General features: G+C 65.9%; 22 protein-coding genes. 15 read left to right on the forward strand and 7 right to left on the reverse strand.

All coding sequences use genetic code 11. The annotated features are described in order from the left end of the window. The first annotated feature begins 36 nt into the window (after nucleotides 1-36). Genes hisD through AC5IJH_RS10445 form a run of 6 tightly spaced genes read left to right on the forward strand, consistent with a single transcriptional unit; the run spans nucleotide 37 to nucleotide 5094 of the window. Complete coding sequence (hisD, locus tag AC5IJH_RS10420) at nucleotides 37-1314, forward strand: histidinol dehydrogenase (RefSeq protein WP_491902749.1); 1278 nt, start codon at nucleotides 37-39, stop codon at nucleotides 1312-1314. After that, entirely contained in the window at nucleotides 1307-2395 is a 1089-nt protein-coding gene (gene hisC / locus AC5IJH_RS10425; RefSeq protein ID WP_491902750.1) for a histidinol-phosphate transaminase, read from the forward strand. Before hisD ends, hisC begins: the two co-directional genes overlap by 8 nt. Further along, the gene (gene hisB, locus AC5IJH_RS10430) at nucleotides 2383-3024 is read left to right on the forward strand and encodes an imidazoleglycerol-phosphate dehydratase HisB (protein ID WP_491902751.1); all 642 of its coding nucleotides are present in this window, start codon (nucleotides 2383-2385) and stop codon (nucleotides 3022-3024) included. The genes hisC and hisB overlap by 13 nt, the downstream gene beginning before the upstream one ends. Beyond that, nucleotides 3021-3635: an imidazole glycerol phosphate synthase subunit HisH gene (gene hisH / locus AC5IJH_RS10435; protein WP_491902752.1), complete on the forward strand. Its 615-nt coding sequence runs from the start codon at nucleotides 3021-3023 to the stop codon at nucleotides 3633-3635. Before hisB ends, hisH begins: the two co-directional genes overlap by 4 nt. After that, the gene (hisF, locus tag AC5IJH_RS10440) at nucleotides 3629-4399 is read left to right on the forward strand and encodes an imidazole glycerol phosphate synthase subunit HisF (RefSeq protein ID WP_491902753.1); all 771 of its coding nucleotides are present in this window, start codon (nucleotides 3629-3631) and stop codon (nucleotides 4397-4399) included. Before hisH ends, hisF begins: the two co-directional genes overlap by 7 nt. Further along, the gene (locus tag AC5IJH_RS10445; protein WP_491902754.1) at nucleotides 4393-5094 is read left to right on the forward strand and encodes a 1-(5-phosphoribosyl)-5-[(5-phosphoribosylamino)methylideneamino]imidazole-4-carboxamide isomerase; all 702 of its coding nucleotides are present in this window, start codon (nucleotides 4393-4395) and stop codon (nucleotides 5092-5094) included. The genes hisF and AC5IJH_RS10445 overlap by 7 nt, the downstream gene beginning before the upstream one ends. Here the strand turns inward: AC5IJH_RS10445 and AC5IJH_RS10450 are convergent. After that, nucleotides 5070-5267 carry a hypothetical protein gene (locus AC5IJH_RS10450; RefSeq protein WP_491902755.1) on the reverse strand — a complete coding sequence of 66 codons (198 nt, stop codon included), beginning with the start codon at nucleotides 5265-5267 and terminating at the stop codon, nucleotides 5070-5072. The two genes, AC5IJH_RS10445 and AC5IJH_RS10450, sit on opposite strands and share 25 nt — an antisense overlap. Nucleotides 5268-5401: 134 nt before the next feature. Between AC5IJH_RS10450 and AC5IJH_RS10455 the strand changes: the two genes are divergently transcribed. The 4 genes from AC5IJH_RS10455 to AC5IJH_RS10470 all read left to right on the forward strand — a co-directional run bounded on the left by AC5IJH_RS10455 (nucleotide 5402) and on the right by AC5IJH_RS10470 (nucleotide 10068). Then, entirely contained in the window at nucleotides 5402-6859 is a 1458-nt protein-coding gene (locus AC5IJH_RS10455) for a VWA domain-containing protein (RefSeq protein ID WP_491902756.1), read from the forward strand. A 64-nt stretch (nucleotides 6860-6923) separates the two neighbouring features. Further along, a complete protein-coding gene (locus AC5IJH_RS10460; protein ID WP_491902757.1) occupies nucleotides 6924-8096 on the forward strand; it encodes a pyridoxal phosphate-dependent aminotransferase in 1173 nt (390 codons plus the stop codon). Between the two features lie 98 nt (nucleotides 8097-8194). Beyond that, nucleotides 8195-9091, forward strand: coding sequence for a hypothetical protein (locus tag AC5IJH_RS10465; RefSeq protein WP_491902758.1), 897 nt, complete (start codon nucleotides 8195-8197; stop codon nucleotides 9089-9091). A 5-nt stretch (nucleotides 9092-9096) separates the two neighbouring features. Then, complete coding sequence (locus AC5IJH_RS10470) at nucleotides 9097-10068, forward strand: 2-hydroxyacid dehydrogenase (RefSeq protein ID WP_491902759.1); 972 nt, start codon at nucleotides 9097-9099, stop codon at nucleotides 10066-10068. 24 nt (nucleotides 10069-10092) lie between these two features. Here the strand turns inward: AC5IJH_RS10470 and AC5IJH_RS10475 are convergent, their stop codons facing one another. The 5 genes from AC5IJH_RS10475 to AC5IJH_RS10495 all read right to left on the reverse strand — a co-directional run bounded on the left by AC5IJH_RS10475 (nucleotide 10093) and on the right by AC5IJH_RS10495 (nucleotide 16513). Beyond that, on the reverse strand, nucleotides 10093-13047 hold the full coding sequence (locus tag AC5IJH_RS10475) for an FAD-binding and (Fe-S)-binding domain-containing protein (RefSeq protein ID WP_491902760.1): 2955 nt from the start codon (nucleotides 13045-13047) through the stop codon (nucleotides 10093-10095). A gap of 2 nt (nucleotides 13048-13049) precedes the next feature. Then, nucleotides 13050-14561 (reverse strand): monocarboxylate uptake permease MctP, encoded by a 1512-nt coding sequence (mctP, locus tag AC5IJH_RS10480; RefSeq protein ID WP_491902761.1) that lies wholly within the window; start codon nucleotides 14559-14561, stop codon nucleotides 13050-13052. A gap of 17 nt (nucleotides 14562-14578) precedes the next feature. Next, the gene (locus tag AC5IJH_RS10485; RefSeq protein WP_491902762.1) at nucleotides 14579-14998 is read right to left on the reverse strand and encodes a DoxX family protein; all 420 of its coding nucleotides are present in this window, start codon (nucleotides 14996-14998) and stop codon (nucleotides 14579-14581) included. 15 nt (nucleotides 14999-15013) lie between these two features. Then, on the reverse strand, nucleotides 15014-15598 hold the full coding sequence (locus AC5IJH_RS10490; RefSeq protein ID WP_491902763.1) for a hypothetical protein: 585 nt from the start codon (nucleotides 15596-15598) through the stop codon (nucleotides 15014-15016). A gap of 132 nt (nucleotides 15599-15730) precedes the next feature. Next, entirely contained in the window at nucleotides 15731-16513 is a 783-nt protein-coding gene (locus AC5IJH_RS10495; RefSeq protein ID WP_491902764.1) for an enoyl-CoA hydratase-related protein, read from the reverse strand. 93 nt (nucleotides 16514-16606) lie between these two features. On the opposite strand from AC5IJH_RS10495, the gene ribH reads away from it, so the two are divergent. Beyond that, nucleotides 16607-17500, forward strand: a complete 894-nt coding sequence (gene ribH, locus AC5IJH_RS10500; RefSeq protein ID WP_491902765.1) for a 6,7-dimethyl-8-ribityllumazine synthase — start codon at nucleotides 16607-16609, stop codon at nucleotides 17498-17500. Continuing rightward, nucleotides 17497-17919: a transcription antitermination factor NusB gene (nusB, locus tag AC5IJH_RS10505; protein WP_491902766.1), complete on the forward strand. Its 423-nt coding sequence runs from the start codon at nucleotides 17497-17499 to the stop codon at nucleotides 17917-17919. The genes ribH and nusB overlap by 4 nt, the downstream gene beginning before the upstream one ends. A gap of 471 nt (nucleotides 17920-18390) precedes the next feature. Here the strand turns inward: nusB and AC5IJH_RS10510 are convergent, their stop codons facing one another. Continuing rightward, the gene (locus AC5IJH_RS10510; protein WP_491902767.1) at nucleotides 18391-20889 is read right to left on the reverse strand and encodes a hypothetical protein; all 2499 of its coding nucleotides are present in this window, start codon (nucleotides 20887-20889) and stop codon (nucleotides 18391-18393) included. Nucleotides 20890-21142: 253 nt separating this feature from the next. On the opposite strand from AC5IJH_RS10510, the gene AC5IJH_RS10515 reads away from it, so the two are divergent. From AC5IJH_RS10515 to AC5IJH_RS10525, 3 genes are read left to right on the forward strand one after another with little or no spacing between them, the layout of a single operon-like run. Continuing rightward, on the forward strand, nucleotides 21143-21472 hold the full coding sequence (locus AC5IJH_RS10515) for a hypothetical protein (RefSeq protein WP_491902768.1): 330 nt from the start codon (nucleotides 21143-21145) through the stop codon (nucleotides 21470-21472). A gap of 18 nt (nucleotides 21473-21490) precedes the next feature. Next, nucleotides 21491-21793, forward strand: a complete 303-nt coding sequence (locus tag AC5IJH_RS10520) for a hypothetical protein (protein WP_491902769.1) — start codon at nucleotides 21491-21493, stop codon at nucleotides 21791-21793. Nucleotides 21794-21823: 30 nt separating this feature from the next. Then, nucleotides 21824-22006, forward strand: coding sequence for a hypothetical protein (locus tag AC5IJH_RS10525; protein ID WP_491902770.1), 183 nt, complete (start codon nucleotides 21824-21826; stop codon nucleotides 22004-22006). Nucleotides 22007-22376 lie beyond the last annotated feature (370 nt).

Below are 22376 nucleotides of genomic sequence, written 5' to 3' on the forward strand. Positions count from 1 at the left end.
TTGTCTTCGTTGTTTCTAGTCTTGAGGAGGTGCTGCTTGAAAATCCTGACCACCGCTGGTCGCGGAGCGAAGAAGACAGAGCAAGTGCTCCGCGCCCTCGAAGACCGCGGCGCGACCAGCCTCGATCGCGTCGATCGCCAGGTCGGCCGCATCATCGACGACGTGCGGCGTGGCGGCGATCGCGCCCTGCTCGCGGCGCGCGCAGACTTCGACGGTGTGTCGCGCCGTCAGCCCCTGCGCGTCTCTGCTGCGGATCTGCATCGCGCCTGGCAGCAGACCGACCCAAACCTCCGTGCAGCATTGCAGCAGGCCGCCGGCACCATCACTGAATTTGCAAAGCGCCAGATGCCGCAGGACTGGGACACCGCTCCGGCAACCGGCGTGAGCACAGGCCAGCGCGTCCGCGCTCTCGGTGCGGTCGGCTGTTATGTGCCCAGCGGCCGCCACCCGCTCCCGTCGTCGCTGCTCATGACCGTGCTTCCCGCGCAGGTCGCCGGCGTCAAGCGCATCGTCGTCGTCTCGCCGCGTCCTGCAAAGGAGACGCTCGCCGCCGCTGCTCTCCTCGGCGTTGATGAGTTCTACCAGGTCGGCGGGGCGCACGCAGTCGCCGCGCTCGCCTATGGCACGCAGACCATCGCGCGCGTGAATAAAGTTGTCGGCCCCGGCAGCCTCTACGTTACCGCGGCCAAGCGTCGCGTCGCCTTCGACTGCGGCATCGATATGCTGGCCGGGCCGACAGAGATTGTCGTCGCCAGCGAACGCGGCCATCCGGAGGCGATCGCCGCCGACCTCGTCGCACAGGCCGAGCACGACAGCGAAACCCTCAGCATCCTCGTCACCTCGCGGCCCGAGCTCGCAGACTTCGTCGCGCAAGAGGTCAAGGAGCAGTCTCGCCGCAATCCGGTCGCTCGCGAGGCATTGCGCAACCACGGTTACATATTCGTCGCCTCGTCCGTCGCTGAAGCTCGCGTCATCACCAACCGCCTCGCTGGTGAGCACCTCACCGTCGACACCGAAGACGATCTCGCCTGGGTTGAAAATGCCGGCTCCGTCTTCATCGGCAACTGGTCGTCGCAGGCGCTGGGTGACTACGTCTCGGGACCCAACCACACACTGCCCACCGGCGGCGTCGCCAAAGTTCGCGGCGGGCTCAGCGTCTTCGACTTCGTCAAGCTCATCACCGTCCAGCGCTACACGCCGGAGGGCGTGCAGGCGCTCGGTCCTTCCGCCGTCGCATTGGCGCAGGCGGAAGGTCTCGAAGGTCACGCAGCCGCGGTCAGCCGCCGGCTGGAAAGAGCCAGCGCCCGTGTCTGACACCACCGCGCTTCAACTCCCCGAACCGCGCGCGGGCGTGCGCCGCATCAAGGAGTACCACCCGCCCGTTGCCGGTCGCGACGGTCTCCGTCTCGACTTCAACGAGAACACGCTCGCCTGCTCGCCGCATGTGCTCAAGGCGCTCTCTCGCATCACTGCGGCTGACCTCACGAAGTATCCCGAGCGCGCCGGCGTCGAGGCGCTCGTCGCCAAAACACTCGGCGTCGCTCCGGATCAGGTGCTTCTCACCAACGGTGTCGACGAAGCCATCCACGTGCTCTGCCAGGCCTATCTCGATCGCGGCGACGCCATGCTCCTGCCCGTCCCCACCTACAGCATGTACGAGGTGTACGGCTCCATCGCAGAGGCTCGCATCGACGCTGTGCCTGCGGACGCCCACTTCCGCTTCCCCCTCGGAGCACTGCTTGCGCGCATCGACACCCGCACGCGCCTCATCGCCATCGCGAATCCGAACAGCCCCACCGGCGCAGTCGTCTCGCGTGCAGAAATCCTCACCGTCGCCGAGCGCGCGCCGCACGCCATCGTGCTCGTCGACGAGGCCTACTACCACTTCTTCGGCGAGACCGTCATCGACCTCATCGGCACCGTCCCGAACCTCGTCGTCGCGCGCACCTTCTCCAAGGCCTACGGACTCGCGGGCCTCCGCCTCGGCGCACTCATCGCGCCCGTCGAGACGATGCAGTGGCTGCGCCGCGTCATCTCGCCCTACAGCGTCAACCAGCTCGCGCTCGCCTGCCTCCCCGCCGCCCTCGCCGACACAGGCTTTCTCGACAACTACGTCGCCGAAGTAAAAGCAGCACGCGCCGAGTTATCCGACTTACTCATGCACCTCGCCATCGAGCACTGGCCCAGCCACGCCAACTTCATCCTCATCCGCATCGGCGTCCTCCATGCCGCCTTCGTCCGCGCCATGCGCTCGCGCGGCATCCTCACCCGCGATCGCTCCGCCGACCCCGGCTGCGACGGCCTGGTCCGCATCACCGTCGGCACCCGCGAACAAATGCGCGACGCACATCGCGCCATCGAAGAATCGCTGAAGGAGATAGCATGGCGCGCATAAAGCAGCAGCCGCGCACTTCGCGCACCGCTCCGAAACAAACCCTGCGCACCGCCACCATCGATCGCACCACGAACGAGACCGCGATCGCCCTGCGCCTCACCATCGAGGGGCAGGGAAGATACACCGTCAAAACCGGCATTCGCTTCTTCGATCACATGCTCGAGCTCTTCACCCGTCACGGCGCCTTCGATCTCGACCTCACCTGCAAGGGGGACCTCGACGTCGATCAGCACCACACCGTCGAAGACGTCGGCATCGCGCTCGGCGAGGCCTTCGATCGCGCCCTCGGCGACAAGAAGGGCATCCTCCGCGCCGGCTACTTCGTCATGCCCATGGACGAAACACTCGCCGTCGCCGCCATCGATCTCAGCGGACGTGTGGCCTCCGTCATCAAAACAAAAGTCAAAACACGACTCGTCGGCGACCTCCAAAGCGAGCTCGTCGAAGACTTCTTCGAAGGCTTCGCCCGCGGCGCGCGCGCCAACGTTCACCTCAAGGTCCTCTACGGTCGAAGCAACCACCACAAGATCGAAGCCACCTTCAAAGCCTTCGCCCGCGCACTCCGCGTGGCCTGCTCGCGCGATCGCCAGCTCGGCGACATGCTGCCCAGCACCAAGGGGCTCCTGTGATTGCAGTCGTTGACTATCGGGCCGGCAACATCACCTCCGTAGTCAAGGCCCTCAAGGCTCTCGACGCCGATGTCTGCGTCACCGCCGACCCCGCGAACGTGCGCTCCGCCGAGCGCGTCGTCCTTCCCGGCGTCGGTCATTTCGCGGCCACGCAGCGCCTTCACGCCACCGGCCTCGCCGCCGCCGTGCGCGATGTCATCGCCCAGGGCACGCCCTTTCTCGGCATCTGTGTCGGGCTGCAGTGGCTCTTCGAAGGCAGCACGGAGGCGCCGGAGGTCTCCGGTCTCGGCTTCTTTCCGGGCCGCTGCGAGCGCTTCGCAGACGCAGTCAAGGTCCCGCACGTCGGCTGGAACACGCTGAACGCGCACCCTGACCCGCACAGCCCTTCGCGCCTCCTCACCGGCTTGCCACCCGGCGCCTTCGTCTACTACACCCACAGCTACCGCGCCCCGCTCGTACAGGGCACCGTAGGTGTGACGAACTACGACGGTCAGTTCAGCGGCGCCGTCGAACGCGACAACCTCTTCGGCGTGCAGTTCCATCCAGAGAAGTCCGGCGACGCCGGCCTGCAGGTTCTGCGCAACTTCCTCGCGGTGGATCACGCATGCTGACCAAGCGCATCATCGCCTGCCTCGACGTCACCGCCGGCCGCGTCGTTAAGGGCGTCCGCTTCCTCGATCTCCTCGACGCCGGCGATCCTGCCGAACTCGCGCGCCGCCACGCCGGCTCCGGTGCGGATGAGATCGTCCTGCTCGACATCACCGCCACGCACGAAGGCCGCGGCACGCTCGTCGACACCGTCGCGCGCACCGCACGCGAAATCTTTGTCCCCTTCACCGTCGGCGGCGGCATCCGCACCGCCGAGGACGCAGCCGCCATCTTCTCCGCCGGCGCGGACAAGATCAGCGTCAACTCTGCGGCCATCGCAAACCCCGCGCTCATCGATGAGATCGGCCGCGACTTCGGCTCTCAGGCCGTTGTCGTCGCCATCGACGCGCGTCGCGGCTCCACACACCCCGACGCGGCGGAAGTCTTCGTCAACGGCGGTCGCAAGCCCGCCGGCCGCCGCGTGCTCGACTGGGCGCGCGAAGCAGAAGACCGCGGCGCAGGCGAGATCCTGCTCACCTCCATGGACGCCGACGGCACACGTGCCGGCTTCGATTGCGAACTCACCTCCGCCGTCAGCCATGCCGTGCGCATCCCGGTGATCGCCTCGGGCGGCGCAGGCAACGCGCAGCACTTTGTCGACGTATTCTCCACCGGCTGTGCCGACGCCGCCCTCGCCGCCAGCATCTTCCACTTCGGCATCGCGGATGTCCGCACGCTTAAGCAGGAGCTCGCGCAGCAGGGCGTCCCCGTGAGGTTGCCATGCTGATTCCTTCGATCGACCTCATGGGCGGTCGCATCGTGCAACTCGTTCAGGGCGCCGAGCTCAAGCTCGCCTTCGACGACTTCGCGCACTGGGTCGCGCGCTTCTCCACCTATCCCATGGTGCAGCTCATCGATCTCGATGCAGCCATGCGCCAGGGCTCCAATCGCGAGCTGATCGAGCAGATCGCCCGTCAACTGCCGTGCCAGGTCGGCGGCGGCATCGGCTCCATCGACCGCGCGCAGGAGGCTCTCGCCGCAGGCGCACGCCGCGTCATCATCGGCTCCGCGCTCTTTGACACATCGGCGCCCGCCGTCGATGACCCCGCATCGCTCGTTCGTGTCGACTTCGCGCGCGCGCTCGCCGCGGCCGTCGGACGCGAGCATCTCGTCTTCAGCGTGGACACCCGCGCCGGTCGCATCGCCGTCAAGGGCTGGAAGCAGCAGGTCGATCTCTCGCCCACCGCGGCCATGGCTGCGCTTGAGCCATTCTGCGGCGCCTTCCTCTACACCCACATCGATCGCGAGGGCACCATGCAGGGCTTTCCCATCGACATCGCGGAGCAGCTCCGCGCCACCACGCACAATCAGTTGATCGTCGCGGGCGGCATCCGGGAGCAGAGCGAAATCGAGCGCCTCCACGCCATCGGTGTCGACGCCGTCGCCGGCATGGCCGTCTATCTCGGCCGCTTGCCCGCGTAGCGCGCAGCCGCTGCTGCCGCATCCCGCCGGCCAAGCTGCACACCCAGCACCAGGAACAGCACAGCCACCGCCCCCTCCACCGCCGCATTCCCGCCGCGGTGGTGCATCCAGCCCGCCAGGGCCAGCGCTCCCCACACCAACGCTAATCCGTACCAGACAAAGTGACGTTGCACGTGCATAGTATAGGTGCGATCGTGCGGTTCACGTCGCCGCCGATTCTCCTCGCAATCGGCAAAAGGGGCACATCATGCGTCGCCTGGCCGGCTCTCTCAGTCTCCTCCTGGGTCTCCTGCTCTCCACCTGCTGCATGGCACAGGATGCATCCGTGCCGCCTCCGGGCTTTCGCTTGCAGGCCAACTCCCGCGTGGTCCTGGTCGATGTCAGCGTTACCGACGCGCAGGGCAATCCGGTGCAGGGGCTCAAGCAGACCGACTTCGCCCTCCTCGACAACAAAAAGGTGCAGTCCATAGCGACGTTTGAGGAGCACCGCCCCGGCTCCACCCCCGAACCGCGTCCCGTCGCGCTTGCCCCCGGCGTCTTCAGCAACGACTATCTGGCGCATCCGGCCGCCACCATTAACGTTCTGCTGCTCGATCTCGCCACCATCTCGCTGCCCGACCAGGCCTTCCTGCGCTACCAGCTCGATCGCTTCTTCGACCGCATGCGTCCTGAGGATCAGGTCGCCGTCTACGTTCGCGTCGGACGTCTCTGCACGCTCGTTCAGGGCTTCACCTCGGACACTGAGCGTCTGCGCGCAGCCGTCCACAAAGTCGTCCCCCATTTCGCAGTCCTGTACGGCGGCGTCCGGGAGGAAGAGGTTCTCACCCAGGTCGCCTCGCTCGTCGGCGCCATGCCGGGGCGCAAAAACGTGCTCTGGTTCTCTGGCGGCAGTGCCATCTCGTTCGACCCGCCCACCCTGTTTGCCACCGTCCGCAACCCACTGCAGCCGCTGTACGATCTGCTGGAAGAGAACCGCATCGCCATCTACCCGATCGATGTTCGCGGCCTCATGGTGTACCCCTCCCGCTTCCTGCTGGCGCAGCACGCTCTCATGTCCGAAGAGGCCGAGCAGACCGGCGGCCTCGCCATCATCGACAACAACGGGCTGGCCCTCAACGCCGCGCGCATCATGCAGGACAATGCGAGCTACTACACGCTGACCTACAGCCCGCACGACTTCCGCTACGACAACTCCTTCCACCACATCCACGTCGAGCTGCCCGGGCGCTATCTCACGCTCAGCTATCGCCGCGGCTACTACGCCGATCCGACCATCGCCAACGAACTCAAGACCCCGGAGACGAAGCGCACCCGGCTGCTTCCCGGTGGCCTGCGCAAGGAAGAAATCATCTCGCAGTCGCAGCCCATCGTCTTTGCAGCGTCCGTCCAGCGCAAGCCCGCCGACCCCGGGAGTCCGCCTCGCAAGAAACGATCCAAGGAGCCGGTTATCGTGCACTTCACGGTGCCGCTCGACGCCTTCACGATGGAGCCGGCACACGGCCGGCAGGTCGTGCACTGCGCCGCCGCCGTCTACGCCTTCAACCTCTCCGGCACTACCGCGGACGCCCGCGCGCAGGAGGTCACCTTCCAGCTGACGCCCCAGGCCGTCGCCGACCCCGCCGGGCGCACGCTCCCCCTTGATGTCGAGGTATCGCTGCCATCCAGCGTCGCCATGCTGCAACTCGTCGCCTGGGACAAGGGCAACGGTCATCGCATCGGCACACTCGAAATTCCATTCGACAAATCCCTGCTCGCCGCCCCCTGAACCGCGCCTCTTCCCTCTCGCGCTATCCTGAAGAGTCGCACTCCACACACAGCAAGGGGAACGCATGACCACGGCAGCCAGCGGCCATCGCTTCCGCACAGCGAAGCGGCTCGATGAAGTAGGGTTCTCGGACATCGTCGTCATCCGGAACAAGGTGATGGAGCTGCGCGCCGCGGGCCAGCCCGTCTTCGCCTTCCACGGCGGCGAGCCCTTCTTCGAAACGCCCGACCCCATCAAGCAGGCGCTCTACGCCTCCGTCGAAGAGAACAAGACACGCTACGCGCCCTCCTCCGGCATCGCTCCACTGCGAGCAGCCCTCGTCGCGAAGCTTGCCGCGCGCAACCGCATCACCGCAACGGAGGATCAGGTCCTCGTCACCGTCGGCGGCGCGCACGCGCTCTACTGCGCCTTCCAGGCCGTGCTCGATCCCGGCTCGGACTGCCTGCTCTTCTCGCCATACTGGACGCCCATCGCCGACATGATCCGCGGCGCCGAAGCGCGCCCGCTCTTCGTCCCCACCAGCTCCGCCCGGCGCAACGGCATCCGCGCCACGCTCGAGCAGTTCGTCACCCCCGCCACGCGCGCCATCTACTACAACACCCCGCAGAACCCCTCGGGCCTCGTCTTCACCCGCGCCGATGCGGAGGAGGTCGCCGCCTTCGCACGCAGCCGCGACCTTGTCGTCATCTCCGACGAAGCCTACGAAGACCTCATCTACGACGGCGAGCATGTCTCCATCGCCTCGCTCCCCGGCATGGCCGAGCGCACCATCTCGACCTACACCTTCTCGAAGAGCTACGGCATGACAGGATGGCGCATCGGCTACGCCGTCGCGCAGGAGCCCTTCATGAACGGCATGCGCAAGCTCGTCCTCTACTCCACCAACGGCGTGCCCACCTTCGTGCAATGGGCCGCGCTCGCCGCGCTCAAAATCCCCGAGGACTATCGCCTCGCTCGCCTCGCCGAATATCGCGAGCGCCGCGACCTGCTCGTCTCCGGGCTCAACGAAGCCGGCTTCCCCTGCGAGCTTCCCGCCGGCGCCTTCTATGCCTTCCCCAGCATCGACCGCCTCGGCAAGGACAGCCGCAAGGCCGCCGCTCGTCTGCTCGAAGAAGCGCACGTCGCCACCATCCCCGGCGCCGTCTTCGGCAGCCAGGGTGAGGGTCATGTCCGCTTCGGCTATTCCACCTCGCTCACGACCATTCAGCAGGGCCTCGACGCGCTTCGCAAGCTCTAGCCATCTCGCACGAAACAATGGCAAACGCTCTCCGTCTGCCGTACAGCAAACTTTTGCAGCCGTGTCCCACCGGGTGGAATCCTATTCGCAATATGCAAATGTCACGGTATCTCTTGATCGCGACCCTCGCCTGCACTCTGCCGGCCGCTGCCCTCGCGATCGTCAACGGACCGGAGCCATCCGCGCCCGCTGCGCCTTCTCTCGCCGCGCCCGTCCCGAATGCCGCGCCACGGCTGCCCGATGTTCCCGACGCCTCTGACCTCCAGAACTCTTCCAGTAGTTCGCAGAGCACTTCCCAGACCACGACACCAAAAGACGAGCAGCATCAGGGCGATCCCATCGAGCCCGGCACTGACCCGCGCAAGCTTGGACCCGGCGCCGGCCTGCCGTCCCCCGGACTTGAAGGCCATCAGACCAAGCGCATCCTCGGCGTCGTCCCCAACTTTCGCTCCGTCAGCGCCAATCAAAAGCTGCCACCCCAGGGCGCGAAGGAAAAGTTCGTCACCACGCTCGAAGACAGCTTCGACTACTCCGCCGTCATCTTCTCCGCCACACTCGCCGGCGTCGCTCAGGCGCAAGACTCTTATCCGCAGTTCCATCAGGGAGCCGCCGGCTACGGCCGCTACTTCTGGCACACCTTCGCCGACCAGACCAACGAAAACCTCTGGGTCGAGGCAATCATGCCGTCGCTCCTTCGCCAGGACACGCGCTTCTACACCCTCGGCCATGGCGGCTTCGTCAAGCGCGGCGCCTATGCGTTCTCGCGCGTCCTCATCACTCGCGGCGACGATCAGAAACCGCAGCCCAACTTCTCCGAGGTCGTTGGCGCGGGCATCGGCTCCAGCGTCTCCTCCCTCTACTACCCGACCGCCGACCGCACCTGGACAAAGATCGGCCAGCGCTGGCTGACCAACGTCATCATCGATGGCGCGACGCTCACCTTCAAAGAATTCTGGCCGGACATCAACAACAAGACCTTCCATCAGAAACAATAGAAGGCATGCACGTCGGCCTTCCCGAAGCCATCGACCCCTCGCTCCTCCGCCACCTGCCGCAGGGCGTCACCGTCACCCGCATCCCCGACGACGCCTCCGCAGCTTCGTCGCCGTTCGATCTAGACATGTGGGTCCTGCCCTATTACGCCCGACAGGCCGCCACGGCACGGCAGCAGATTCGCACCGTCAAGGTCGTGCAATCGCTGCTCGCTGGCGTCGATGCCTATCTGCCAATCGTGCCTGCTGGTGTGACACTTTGCGATGCGCAGGGCGTCCATGACCTCCCCGTCGCCGAGTGGATCCTCACCGTCATCCTCGCCTCGCTCAAATACATCCCGTTCTTCGTCCGTATGCAGGCGACCGGCGACTGGCGTCAGCGCAGTGGTGCCGAAGACCTCTTTCACGAATCGCATCCAGACGAACAGCGCCTGCTCCCGCTGCCGCTCACAGACGAGCTCGCCGGCAAGACCGTCCTCATCGCCGGCTACGGCTCTATCGGTCGCGCGACGGAGGCCCTGCTCGCGCCCTTCGGCGTCAACATCCTGCGGCTCAGCCGCAGCGGCGGCGACGGCATCGCCTCGGAAGATCAGCTCGACACGCTCCTGCCGCAGGCCGACGTCGTCGTGCTGCTCGTGCCGCTCACCGGCCACACACGTGGCTGGATCAACGCGCCCCGCCTCGCGCGCATGAAGCACGGCGCCCTGCTGGTCAACGCCGCCCGCGGTCCCGTCGTCGATACGGACGCCCTCGTCGTCGCACTCCACACGCGCCGCATTCATGCCGCTGTCGATGTGACAGATCCGGAGCCGCTGCCGCTCGGCCATCCCCTCTGGTCCGCGCCCAACCTGCTGCTCACACCGCACGTCGCCGGCGCCAGCCCACGCTTCGCCGATCGCGCCATGCAGTTAGTCGGTGACCAGTGCCGTCGCTTCCTCGCCGGCGAGCCGCTCCGCAACATCGTCGCCAACGGCTACTGACCGCGCGCCTCGCACCGCACGCAACTACTCGAGCCCGGCCGCCAGCACCTCGGCCACATGCAGCGCGCGCCGGCTCGTGCCCTGCGCTATCTGCTCGCGGCAACTGAACCCGTCCGTCACAATCAGGTCTCGCTCCCCCGCCTCCCGCACCGCGGGCAGCAGCACGCGCTCGCCCAGCGTCTGCGACACCTCATACTTCTCCCGCTCAAACCCGAACGGCCCCGCCATCCCGCAGCATCCGGAGTCCAGCAGATCCACCGCCGCGCCGCTCCGCTCCAGCAGCCCCCGCTCCGTCTTCATCGCAAACACCGCCTTGTGGTGACAGTGCCCATGCAGCACGATGCGTCGTCCGTCCAGCTTTGGCGGCTGCCACCCCGGCGCACGCTGCGCCAGAAAATCAGCCAGCAGAAACGTCTGCTTCGCCAGCCGCTGTGCTCGCGCGTCCTTCGGGTAGAAATTTCGTAACTCTTCCACAAATACACTCGCGCAGCTCGGCTCCAGCACCACAAACGGCAACCCCGCATCGATCTGCGGCCCCAGCCGCTCGAGCACGCGCCCCAGGTACCGCTTCGCCTCATCCAGAAATCCAAAATCATAAAGCGGCCGCCCGCAGCAGATATGCCGCCGCGGAAACACCACGCGAAACCCCGCGCTCCGCAGCACGCGCGCCGCCGCATCCAGCACCTGCGGCTGCAGGTAGTTGTTCCACGTGTCCGGCCACAGCAGCACCGTCTGCGCATCCGTCGGTGTGCTCGCCGCTCGATCCTGCTCGCTCGTGAATGACCGCTGCGCAAACCGCGGCAACGTCCGCTTCGGCGCAACACCCGCCACCCGCTTTGCCAGCGCCTCCACACCCGGCAGCATCAACGACCCATTCGCAACCCGCGGCGCAAACGCCGCCAGCCGCGCCCACTTATCCATAAAGCCGAACAGGTAGTGCGGCACCGGATGCACCCGCCCCGCATAGTGCTTGGCCAGGAACTCCGATTTGTAACTGGCCATGTCCACTTTCACCGGGCACTCGCTCTTGCATGCCTTGCACGACAGGCACAGGTCCAGCGCCTCGTGCACCTGCTCGTTGCGCCAGCCGTCCGGCAGCGTGTCGCCCTGCATCAACTCCCACAGCAGGTGCGCCCGGCCGCGCGTCGAGTGCTGCTCCTCACCCGTCGCCATGTAACTCGGGCACATCGTCCCGTGGTCCGCCTTGCGGCACGCGCCCACCCCCACACACCGCATCGTCGCGTTGCCGAACGAGCCGTCATCATCGGGAAAATGAAAGTGCGTCTCCGGTCGCGCCGCCGCATACCCCGGCCCCAGCCGCAGCTTCTCGCCTGGCTGGTAGATCTGCGGCTCCGCGGGCGTCCCCATCATCTTGCCCGGGTTCATCTTGTTGTCCGGATCCCACAGCGCCTTGAACTCGCGAAACGCCTCCATCAGCTCCGGCCCAAACATCTTCGGGAGCAGCGCCCCGCGCGCCTGCCCATCGCCATGCTCGCCCGAGAGCGAACCGCCTAGCTCCAGCACCAGGTCCGCCGCCCGCTCCAGGAACTCGCGAAACCGCTCCACGCCCTCCGCCGTTCGCAAATCGTAACTGATGCGGGTGTGAATGCAGCCCTGCCCGAAGTGACCGTAGATCGGCATCACATAGCCGAACTCATCCACCAGCGCCTGCAACCGCCGCAGGTACTCACCCAGCCGCTCCGGCGGCACCGCCGAATCCTCCCAGCCCTCCCACAGCTCCGGCACCCCCGGCACATACGTCACCGCGCCGAGTGCAGACTCGCGCACGCCCCAAACCCGCGCCGCCTCGTCGCCATCTCTGCGGATCGCCGCCGCCGGCGTCTCCCAGCCCCGCGTCGCCTCCACAAACCGCTCTGCCTGCTGGAGCGCATCCTCCGCCGTGTCCGCGCCAAACTCCACCAGCAGAAACCCGCGCCCCGGCGGCAACAGCGCAATGTCATCCTCCAGCAGCTGCTTGCGTCGCAGGAAATCGACCAGCAACCCATCGAACCCCTCGAGCCCGATCGGCTTCGACCGCAGAATCTCCGGCACCGCATCCGCCGCAAGAAACGCATCCGCAAACCCCAGCACCACCAGCTGCCGATGCTGCGGACTCTTCACCAGCCGCACCGTCGCTTCGAGCACGGTCACGCACGTCGCCTCGGACCCAACCAGCGCCCGCGCCACATGGAATCCGTTCTCGGGCAGCAGTTGATCCAGGTTGAACCCGGACACCCGCCGCGGAATATCCGGGAACCGCTCCCGCACCAGCACTGCATACCGATCGCGAATGCGCTTCAGCCCCGCATAGATCTCGCCCGCGCGTCCCCCCGCAGCGATCGCCGCATCCAGCTCGGCCTCGCTCATCGCGCCCACCTGCATCCGCGTCCCGTCGTACAGCAGCACCTCCAGCGACTCGATGTTGTCCACCGTCTTGCCGCCCATCAGCGCATGCACGCCACAGGAGTTGTTACCAATCATCCCGCCCAGCGTGCACCGGCTGTGCGTCGCCGGATCCGGAGCAAACGTCAGCTCGCCCCGCTCCGCCTCCTCGCGCAGCCGGTCCAGCACAATCCCCGGCTCCACGCGCGCTCGCTTCGCCGCATGGTCGATCGCCACCATCCGCCGCATGTGCTTCGAGAAATCCAGCACCACGGCCACATTGCAGCAATTGCCGGGAATGCTCGTGCCACCGCCACGCGGCAGCACTGCCGCGCCAAACTCGCGGCACGCCGCCATCGTCGCCACCACATCCTCTGCGTCCAGCGGCAGCACCACGCCGATCGGCACCTGCCGGTAGTTCGACGCATCCGTCGCATACATCGCGCGCGACCCCGCATCGAACCGCACCTCCCCCCGCACCCTCGCGCGCAGCCGCGCCTCAAGCGCCGCATGCTGCGCAAAGTCCTCGTGCGGTAAGTGCGTCTCCGGCCGGCGCTGCGCATCGGCTTGCAGAATCGGAAGCAGGGCTCGTTCCATGGCTACACCTGGTTCAGCGTGGGTGGCGGCAGCGGCGCCTCGGCCACTCCCGTGTTACGAATGCCTGCCGCTTGCGCAAGCGTGGCGACCAGCAGGTTGATCGCGACAGCCGGCAGCGCCGCATACAGCGCAACCGCGTGCCCGGCGATATGCATGCTGTACACCGAAGACTTCATGCCCGTCGAGGCCACCATCGCCGTCCCCGCCAGCATCCCCGCGGCCCAGCCCAGCAGCAGCGCGGTCCCGCGATACCATCGGCCAAACAGCCCGAACAGCACCGCCGGCACCAGTTGCATAATCCAGATACCGCCCAGCAACTGCAGCTCGATCGCATACTGCGCATGATTGCTCAGGATGAACACCAGAGCGCCAAACTTCACCACCAGAGACACGACCTTCGCCATGCTCGCCTCCTGCGGCGGCGTCAGCGGCGTCCTCGCAAACTCGCCCCACAGATTCCGCGTAAACAGATTCGCGGTCGCAATCGACATGATCGCCGCCGGCACCAGCGCGCCAATCCCGATCGCTGCCAGGCAGAACCCCGCAAACCACTCCGGAAACAACTTCACGAACAACAGCGGCACCACCGCCGACGTGTCCGTCGAACGAATGCCCGCCGCCAGCGCCATCAGCCCCAGCAGCGCGATCAACCCCAGCAATATGTTGTACGCCGGCATCAACGCGGCATTGCGCCGGATCACGTTCGCGCTCGACGCGCTCAACGTCCCCGTAAATGTATGCGGATAAAACAGCAGCGCCAGCGCCGACCCGATCGCCAGCGACGAATAGCTCCAGTACTGCGCTGGGCGCAGCAGCAGCCCACCCGGCGGCGTGTGCGTCGCCAGCGCATGCCCCGCGGCTGAAAACACCGCCGCATAGCCACCCAGCTTCGCCGGGATCACGACCACCGCCGCGATCACCATGATGTACAGCATCACGTCTTTCACAATCGCGATCGCCGCCGGTGCGCGCAGCCCGCTCGTGTAGGTGTACGCCGCCAGGATCACGAACGCCGCCACCAGCGGCCACTCCCCGTGAATTCCCAGCGCCGCGATCACCTCGCGCATCCCCACCAGTTGCAGCGCAATGTACGGCATCGTCGCCAGAATGCCCGTCACCGCGAACGCCACGGACAGCCACCGGCTCCCATACCGCCCGCGCACATAGTCGGCCAGCGTCACGTAACGCTCACGGTGGCAGATACGCCACAGCGGCGGCAGCACCAGCATCATCAGCGGGTACGCCAGGATGCAGTAGGGAACCGCGAAGAAGCCCGGCGCTCCCGCTCCATACATCGCCGCCGGCACCGCAATGATCGTGTACGCCGTGTAGAAGTCCCCGCCGATCAGGAACCACACCACCAGCGTGCCGAACCGGCGTCCCGCCAGCCCCCACTCCTCCAGGCTGTGCAGGTCCGCGCGTCGCCAGCGCGCCGCCAGAAAGCCCGCCACCGTCACCAGCACAAAGCAGGTGCAGAACACAGCCAGCGCCGTAGTGTGGACCGAGGGAGGCATCGTGGAAGTGATTCTAATCAGCGGCCGCGCAGGCTGCGAACGCTCCACGCGCTCGACCCGCTCACCACCAGCGTCAGCAGCGCGATCAGGTACAGCACGATCAACTCGCCATGATCGCCCGCGGCGCGTCCGAAGAACGCGAACCGATGCACCAGCGCCCACGCCACCAGCAGGTTACAGAAGCAGAACAGCGCCACCCACCGCGTCGCAATGCCGAACACCAGCAGCAGCGAGCACACGAAGTCAGACACGAACGCGATGAAGAACGACGCCTTCGACCCCAGGTGCACCGGGTCAGGGAAGTGCGCCAGGAACTGCGCCCAATGCATCGGCTGCTTCTCCCACCCATGCCGCAGAAACAGCGTCAGCCCCGTGCCGATGCGCAGAATCGCCAGCCCCGGCTCTCCGCTGCCATCACCCGCGCCTTGCGTCGCCATCGTGTCGTCTCCCCGTCAGTGCGGCAGTCCGTTGCCGGCCGGCGCATTCCACTCGTCCACCACCACGTCCAGATCGTTCACAATCCGGATCGCCTGCTCCACATTGCGCCGCACCTGCACGCGATCCTGGCGTGACACCGTGGGCGACTCCTGGATCGCGACCACGCGTCCATACGGCCACGCAAACTCCGGCACCGCCGCCAGCCCCTCCGGCAGATCGCTCATCCGCAGCTCCAGCTCCTGCCGCCGCGCCGCCTCCGGGTGCAGCATCGTGCCCGCATCCACCGGGCTGTTCGTCTGTCGCGGAAAGATCACGCGCAGCGTCATCGAATCGCGGTGCACCGTCAGCAGCGGATTCTCCCAGGCATCCGTCGAGTGCACATTTACATATTTGTGCTTCGACGGTGTCGGAATATCGGCAAGCTCCGCGCGCGCCGTGCCTTCGCTCTTTACGAGCGCCTGCGCCTCCTGCCTCGCCAGCAGTCGCGGATTCGGCTGCTCCGGCGCGGTCGCGGGCGCGGCACTGCGGCGGCAACCCGTACTCAGCACGCAGCCGCACACCAGCAACGGCAGCAGCCAGCCAAAGGCTCTGCGGCTCAACAAGTAGGGAACGCGAAGACGCTCAGACGTGCATGCACAACGGACAGGGGCCACGCGCTCAGAATAGCAATCCCGCGCCGCCACCCCAATCGGAAGCACTCACCCGCATCCGTCTCGTCACGATCACGCAACTCAGCGCCCCTGCCACGCCGGCGCGCGCTTCTCCAGAAACGCCGTCGTGCCCTCGCGCTTGTCGTCGGTCGCGCACGCCACGCCAAACAGCGACGCCTCCAGCGCCAGCCCCGCATCCAGCGGCAGATCGTACCCACCCTCCACCGCCGCAATGCACGCCGCCACGGCCAGCGGCGCCTGCTGCGCCACGGCGCGTGCCAGCATCTCGGCGCGGCTGCGCAGCGTCTCCGCCGGCACCACCTCATCCACCAGCCCGATGCGGAACGCCTCCTCCGCGCTCACCATGTCGCCCGTCAGCAGCAGCTTCAGCGCCGCGCCCTTGCCCACCAGCCGCGGCAGCCGCTGTGATCCGCCATACCCCGGCAGCAGTCCCAGCTTCACCTCCGGCTGCCCCAGCCGCGCGCGGTCGCTCGCAATGCGCATCGTGCACGCCATCGCCAGCTCGCAGCCACCGCCCAGCGCGAATCCGTTGATCGCCGCAATCACCGGCTTGCCGCAGGTCTCGATCCGGCGAAACACCGCCTGCCCCCGCGCCGACAACTGCTGTCCCTCCACCGCCGACACACCAGCCAGCTCGCCAATGTCCGCGCCCGCCGCAAACGCCTTCTCGCCCGCCCCGGTCACGATCACCGCGCGCATCGCCGCATCGTCCTTCAGCTCGGCAAACGCCGCGTCCAGCTCTGCAAACAGCGTGCGGTTCAGCGCATTCATCACCTTGGGCCGGTTCAGCGTCACCACCGCGTAAGTGTCGCTGCGCTCCACCAGCAGCGTCTCGTAAGCCATGCGTCTCTCCTCGTCGAACCAGCTATCATCGCGGCCCGCCCGCGCCTTTGTCACCCCCGCTCCGCCCGCGGCCGATGGTAGATTCAAAGGAGCATGATCAAGGGCATCACCTTTGTGCACGCGGCCAGCACGCCGTCGGTGTACGACACACTGCACCGCTTCCTCTCCGCCGTCGGCCTCGAACCCGGCCGCGCGTGGCAGACCGACCTCAGCCGCGGCGCTCCCTTCGTCGCGCCCATGGGCAGCTTCGAGCTGCTCGACGGCATGGCCCCCCTCCCCGCCGAAGTCATGATCGAGGTCACCGCCATCGCCGACGTCTACGTCGCCGCGAAGCAGTGGCTCGAATCGACCGTCGGCTCGCAGGAAGCAGCACGCCGCATCAAGCCGGTCGCGCCCACCACCTGGAAGTCCTTCGCCTTCTCCGTCGAGCCCGTGCCCGGCATCCCCTTCGCCTTCTGGGAGTGGCAGGAGCCCCTCCGCGGCAAGCCCCTCGCCATCGAAGGCGATCTCTCCGCCAACGGCATGCGCTTCGGCATCGTCGTCGCCCGCTGGAACGCCGTCATCACCGACCGACTCCTCCAGGGCTCGCTCGATGGCATCCTCCGCAGCGGCGGCCGCCGCGAAGACATCGAGATCGTTCGCGTCCCCGGCGCCTGGGAGGTCCCCTCCGCCGCACGCGCGCTCGCCGAGACGAAGCGCTTCGACGGCATCATCACCCTCGGCTGCCTCATCCGCGGCGAGACCGCGCACTACGAAGCCATCTACAACGAAGTCAGCCGCGGCATCGGCCAGTCCCAGCAGGAGACCGGCATCCCGCACGGCTTCGGCGTCCTCACCTGCGAAACCCTCGAGCAGGCGCTCAACCGCGCCGGCATCAAGGCCGGCAACAAGGGCTTCGAAGCCGCCGTCGCCACCATCGAAATGATCGACATCCATCGCCGCATCACGAGCACTCGCAATCCCGATCCCGACAGGCGGCCCGCATGAGTGCGCCCGTCGGCAAGCGGCGCAAATCGCGCGAGCTCGCCTTGCAAATGCTCTTCCAGCTCGACGTCGGGAAGCACACACCGGATCAGGTGCAGCGCACCTTCTGGTCCGCCCGCGAAGAAGAGATCGACGCCGACACCCGCGGCTTTGCCGAAGACCTCTTCCGCATGGCCATCCGCAAGGAAGATGAGATCGACGCCCTCATCGAGCAGCACTCCGCCAACTGGCGCATCCAGCGCATGCCCGCGGTCGATCGCAACCTGCTGCGCCTCGCCGTCGCCGAACTGCTCGGCTTCCCCGGCACGCCAGTCCCCATCGTCATCAACGAATCGCTCGAGATCGCCCGCCGCTACTCCGCCCCGGAGTCCGTCGGCTTCGTCAACGCCATCCTCGACGCCATCTCCAAAAGCCGCAAGTAGCCCGCCAGCAGTCAGCAACTCCGCCGGGTGCCCCCGCCCGTTCCGCCAACGCTTCTTCTGTAACTCCCTAAGTGACGAACCAGCCGGGTGCCCCATCCTGAGCAAGGATGTTGTTACCGAAAAAGGCCGGCCAGCAGTCGCATCAAGCGAACCGCCGACTAGCTTCCGTAACTCCCAGAGTGACTTAGCGCCGGGTGCTCCATCCTGAGCGCAGCGAAGGGTGGGTTCCTCCACTCCTTCACGGTCCAGCCACCAAGAAAAAGGCCAGCCAGCGACTGCATGACGCGTTCCGCCGACTAGATTCTGTAACTCCAAAGGTGTCTAAAGAACCGGGTGCCCCATCCTTCGCAAAGCGAAGGATGGATTCAGTCCACTCCCTCCCACATCGCAGCACGAGGAAAAAAGGCCAGCCAGCGGTCGCATCACGCCTCCCGCCAACTAGCCTCAATCCCAGATCCCCGCTGCCGACCCTTACGGCACCGCCCGCGGCTTCACCGCCAGAAACTGCGCCGGCGTGATCCCGCCATTGCCGTCCGGCAAATTCGGGTTGAACTGCACCGTGTCCGTCAGGTCCCTCGTCGAGACGATATGCATATTCGCATCCCCGCCCGTCGACACGAAGATCTGCGAGTAGTCCGGGCTGAAGATCGCCGCCACCGGCGTCGTCGCCTGCGCACCCGTCAGCTTCACCGGGGTCAGCGCTCCCGCCACACCCGCCGCCGGAATCCTGTACACCGGCAGCAGGGCATTGCCCGCCGTGGGATTCGCCTGCTCATACGTCACCACCGCCAGTGACGAATCCGGAGACGTCACCACCTGGTGGATCAGCGACGGCGCAAACGCCGCCAGCGACTGCGTGAAGTTGTTCGGGTTCGCAATCTCGAGCGGAATGGTTGACGTCACCGTCGCCCCGTTCACCGTGTTGGTCGACGTCGGGCACGCGCCCGCTGCATTCGCACTCGCCTCGGTTGGCACCACCACATTGGCATCCACCAGCTCTGCCGGGTTCGCCGTCGCGCTCACCACGTGCTTGCCGTTCGTCGTCGTCGCCAGGTGATCCGCAGCAAACCCGTAGCCCGTCGCGCCGCCCGGGACCGCCGAGGGATAGTTGTCGATCGCCCCCGTCCGCGTGTCCGGGCAGTAGCCGCGTGCCGTCGTGTTCGCGCCCGACAGGAACGCGCCAAACTGCGGCACCGCCAGCGCCACATCCGGCGAGCAGAATACGTTGTACGCCGCGTTTGCCGGACCACCCACGTTCGGATCGCTCCCCGTATTCGCCGGGCACACGCCGCTCGACGGCGTCGCATTGCTCGGGTCCAGCGACTCCGTGCTCCAGCCCGTGAACGTGTTGAAGATGTACAGCTTGTTCGTCCCGACGATGTACACCGTCGTCCCGTCCGGCGAGAACACCGCACGCTGCCCGACGCCGCCATACTGCGTCACAATGCTGGCCGGCGTGCCGCTGGTCCCCGCGCTGCCTGTGCCGCCCGTCGTCGACGACGCCGTCGCCGGCCGGTACAGATACAGGATCTGCTGGTCCTGATCGTTGATCACCACTTCGTTGTTCGACGGTGACACGGCCAGCACCACTCCCTTGACCGTCGTGTCCTCCGCAATCGAGCTCACGCCGCCACCCACCGTGCTCGTCGCGTTCACGATCATCAGCTCGCGATAACTGCCGAAATAAAGGCTCGACCCCGTCTGGTCCAGCACCATCGAGTTCGGCTTGTACGGCAGGTGTACCGGCGACCCCGACGTGTTCTGGCTCAGGTCGATCGCCGTAAAGTACTGCGAGTTCGGACTCGCCATCCAGATCAGGCTGCTCGCGCTGCCCGGCGACGTCACGTTCAGCGTATTGCTCGCCACCGGCACGCCATTGCCGTTCACGCCAATCTGGTTCACCGGCGCAGGATTGCAGGACGGCGGCGCGCACACCGCATACACCGAGCTCGACCCCGCAAACCGCGACGTGATGCTCCCCGTCCCGCTCACCCCGATCGTCCGCTGGTCCGTCGACGTGTACGTCAGCGGCACGCCCGTAATCGTCGCGCCCTTCGTGTCGATCACCGTCGCCGTCGTCGGCTGCGCCAGGTTCGGCTGCACCGTCACGTTCGACGACGTGCCATTCGCCTGCAGCGTGATCGATGCCGGTGGGCAGGTGTAGAAGTAGCCCGCGCCCGAGCTCGTCCCCGAGATGCTCGCCGTGATCACCGCCGCGCCCGGCTGCTTCGCCGTCGCCACGCCTGTCGGGTCGATCGACACCACCGTGTTCGACGTCGTCGTGCCCGCGTTTGCGCTCGTCGTCTGCGCCGCGTAGCTCAGGTTGCCGATATTGGTGCTGCAGTCCGGCACACCCTGCGGATTGCCCGCCGGCGCGCAGAACAGCGTGTTCTGCCCGTTCTGATTCACAAACGCGGTCGCATTCAACTGCGCCGTCTGGAACTGCGACAGGCAGCCCTGCACCGGCTTGCCGCTCGCGTCCAGCGTATCCAGCGTGATATCTGTCACTACCGGATGCACATATATCTTGACCGCATTGCTCGACGTCACGCCACCCGAGCTCGCCGACGCCGTCGCCACCTCCGACACATTCGTCGGAATGCACGTCGAGTAGGCCGCCACCCCCGAGCTGCTCGTCCGGTTCCACCGGCCCGCGCACACCTGCCCGGTCGGCGACACGTCCACATTGTTGAGGTCGCTCGTGCCGTACGTCAGCGTCCCCAGGTTCGCCGGAGCCCCCGCGCAGTCCTTGCCGCCCCCCGCATTCAGATTGCCCACCTTGCCGAACGCCAGCGAGATGCCCGTCTGCTGCGGATCCAGCGTGAAGGACACCAGCGTGCCCTTCTTCGTGGCAAACCCCGCACCGAACGCATTGCAGTAGTTGTTTGGATTCGTGCCGCAGCCCACAATCGAGAGCTGAACCGGAAGCGTGACGACAAAAAGTACGACGAGGAGCAGGTACCGCCGCATGAAACCTCCCCGCAGCTGCTCTGAGCCGGCCCCCCTCGAAATGCTCCGCAGCGCCTTCCCGGCAGCACACGGCACACTCCAAAACCCTGGGAACACACAGCCTGGCCGCTACGGTTTCACTGCCAGAAATCACTGTCGAACGTGTACCCCGAGTGTAAAGCACAACGGAAGCAGGGAGCCAGCGACAGCCCGCTTGGTAGCGGGGCTGTCTGGTTCTCCACAGGAGTTCGTCTGGCCTGTATCATTCGGCGCAATGCCTGAGTTTTCCAAGGACGTGGTCATCACGCTACTTGCGGCTTCGGTCGGTCTGGCCGGTCTGTTGTTGGTCGTCTCGGGCTTTGTCTTTGCCCAAGCGAACAGCTTTCCGTCAGCGACCACAGACGATACTCTTCTGGCTCGCTATGAGCGCGCGGCGAAACTTGGCCTAGTGCCCTTCATTCTGTCTTTGGCTGAGGCCGGTCTCTGCCTGATTTGGCTACTCCACACGTCGCCATGCACTTACGTGATGTTGGTTGGAATGTTCTTCTTGCTTCTCGTCCTGACCGCAATGTATGGTGCAATGCTGCTACTACGGTATTTATAGGGATAGGCTTAACGAAAAATGAGCCTGGACACTGAGCGACTACACCGATTGGTTGGCAAGGGCTTCGACAAACTCTATTCATCCGAGCCAAACAAGTACAAAGAGATGGCGAAGAAGGCTCTAGAATATTCACAGACCTGCGTTCCCGCAGGGGAGAAGGTGCGTATTGGGGACGTCGTTTCCGTCATCCAAAATGCCGTGAGGATCGATCCAGCCTTTGAATCTCACTTGAAAACCAGAAAGCTTACACAAAAGTTCTGGCAGGGCTGGTTTGCAGAATACGTTGTGGAGCAGGTCTTCCCCCAACCGGAACTGAAATAGAGACGACCGCGCCCAAAGGAGTGAGCACGAATGTCCAAGAGTGAAGCGAAACAAGCCGCCACCCAGTACCTGCAAGATCAAGCGGACATCATGAAGAAGTATGGGGCAGCCCCGAAAATGTCGGGTAAGCGGTACGAAGCTGCGCGCACAGCCACCACCCGTACCTTCAAGACAATCAGCTCTGCAAAAGTAAGCGCCGATCAAAAGCATTGATCGATGGGAGCCCTCTGGGCTCCCACTTTGCTGTGGGTCGCTTCAGCCCCATCCCTAGTTTTGATCCAATCGGGACTGTGCAGCAGCCCTTTTGACTGACCAGACCCGGTGCGCCAAGCATCGGTGCGCCCTACCCGCTTCCATCTCTCCGAAACGGACTGGTCGTTGGCTCCTCAAGCATCTTCGGTGTAAGTGAAGGTCTGCTAGGTGTGCTGCACACCCATTGTCGCCACCACGAACAACCACCGCTCCTTTCTTCTTGACGAAGGGAGGCGGCACCGGGCCAGCGACAAAGGGCCTCTTCAATACCGCTGCTCGCGCCCGCTCCTAGTCCTCACGCCCGCAGTGCGCGCCTGATCGCGTCCGACCT

Origin of the sequence: Candidatus Dedyshia acidiphila (assembly GCF_051025295.1) — a bacterium.
Taxonomy (GTDB): domain Bacteria; phylum Acidobacteriota; class Terriglobia; order Terriglobales; family Acidobacteriaceae; genus KBS-83.

Coding starts and splice junctions, on each gene's coding strand:
- AC5IJH_RS10460 (WP_491902757.1), top strand. CDS start 6,924: ATGACCACGGCAGCCAGCGGCCATCGCTTCCGCACAGCGAAGCGGCTC.
- AC5IJH_RS10475 (WP_491902760.1), bottom strand. CDS start 13,047: ATGGAACGAGCCCTGCTTCCGATTCTGCAAGCCGATGCGCAGCGCCGG.
- ribH (WP_491902765.1), top strand. CDS start 16,607: ATGATCAAGGGCATCACCTTTGTGCACGCGGCCAGCACGCCGTCGGTG.
- AC5IJH_RS10455 (WP_491902756.1), top strand. CDS start 5,402: ATGGCACAGGATGCATCCGTGCCGCCTCCGGGCTTTCGCTTGCAGGCC.
- AC5IJH_RS10510 (WP_491902767.1), bottom strand. CDS start 20,889: ATGCGGCGGTACCTGCTCCTCGTCGTACTTTTTGTCGTCACGCTTCCG.
- AC5IJH_RS10515 (WP_491902768.1), top strand. CDS start 21,143: ATGCCTGAGTTTTCCAAGGACGTGGTCATCACGCTACTTGCGGCTTCG.
- hisB (WP_491902751.1), top strand. CDS start 2,383: ATGGCGCGCATAAAGCAGCAGCCGCGCACTTCGCGCACCGCTCCGAAA.
- AC5IJH_RS10465 (WP_491902758.1), top strand. CDS start 8,195: ATGTCACGGTATCTCTTGATCGCGACCCTCGCCTGCACTCTGCCGGCC.
- AC5IJH_RS10485 (WP_491902762.1), bottom strand. CDS start 14,998: ATGGCGACGCAAGGCGCGGGTGATGGCAGCGGAGAGCCGGGGCTGGCG.
- hisF (WP_491902753.1), top strand. CDS start 3,629: ATGCTGACCAAGCGCATCATCGCCTGCCTCGACGTCACCGCCGGCCGC.
- AC5IJH_RS10520 (WP_491902769.1), top strand. CDS start 21,491: ATGAGCCTGGACACTGAGCGACTACACCGATTGGTTGGCAAGGGCTTC.
- nusB (WP_491902766.1), top strand. CDS start 17,497: ATGAGTGCGCCCGTCGGCAAGCGGCGCAAATCGCGCGAGCTCGCCTTG.
- AC5IJH_RS10495 (WP_491902764.1), bottom strand. CDS start 16,513: ATGGCTTACGAGACGCTGCTGGTGGAGCGCAGCGACACTTACGCGGTG.
- mctP (WP_491902761.1), bottom strand. CDS start 14,561: ATGCCTCCCTCGGTCCACACTACGGCGCTGGCTGTGTTCTGCACCTGC.
- AC5IJH_RS10445 (WP_491902754.1), top strand. CDS start 4,393: ATGCTGATTCCTTCGATCGACCTCATGGGCGGTCGCATCGTGCAACTC.
- AC5IJH_RS10525 (WP_491902770.1), top strand. CDS start 21,824: ATGTCCAAGAGTGAAGCGAAACAAGCCGCCACCCAGTACCTGCAAGAT.
- AC5IJH_RS10470 (WP_491902759.1), top strand. CDS start 9,097: ATGCACGTCGGCCTTCCCGAAGCCATCGACCCCTCGCTCCTCCGCCAC.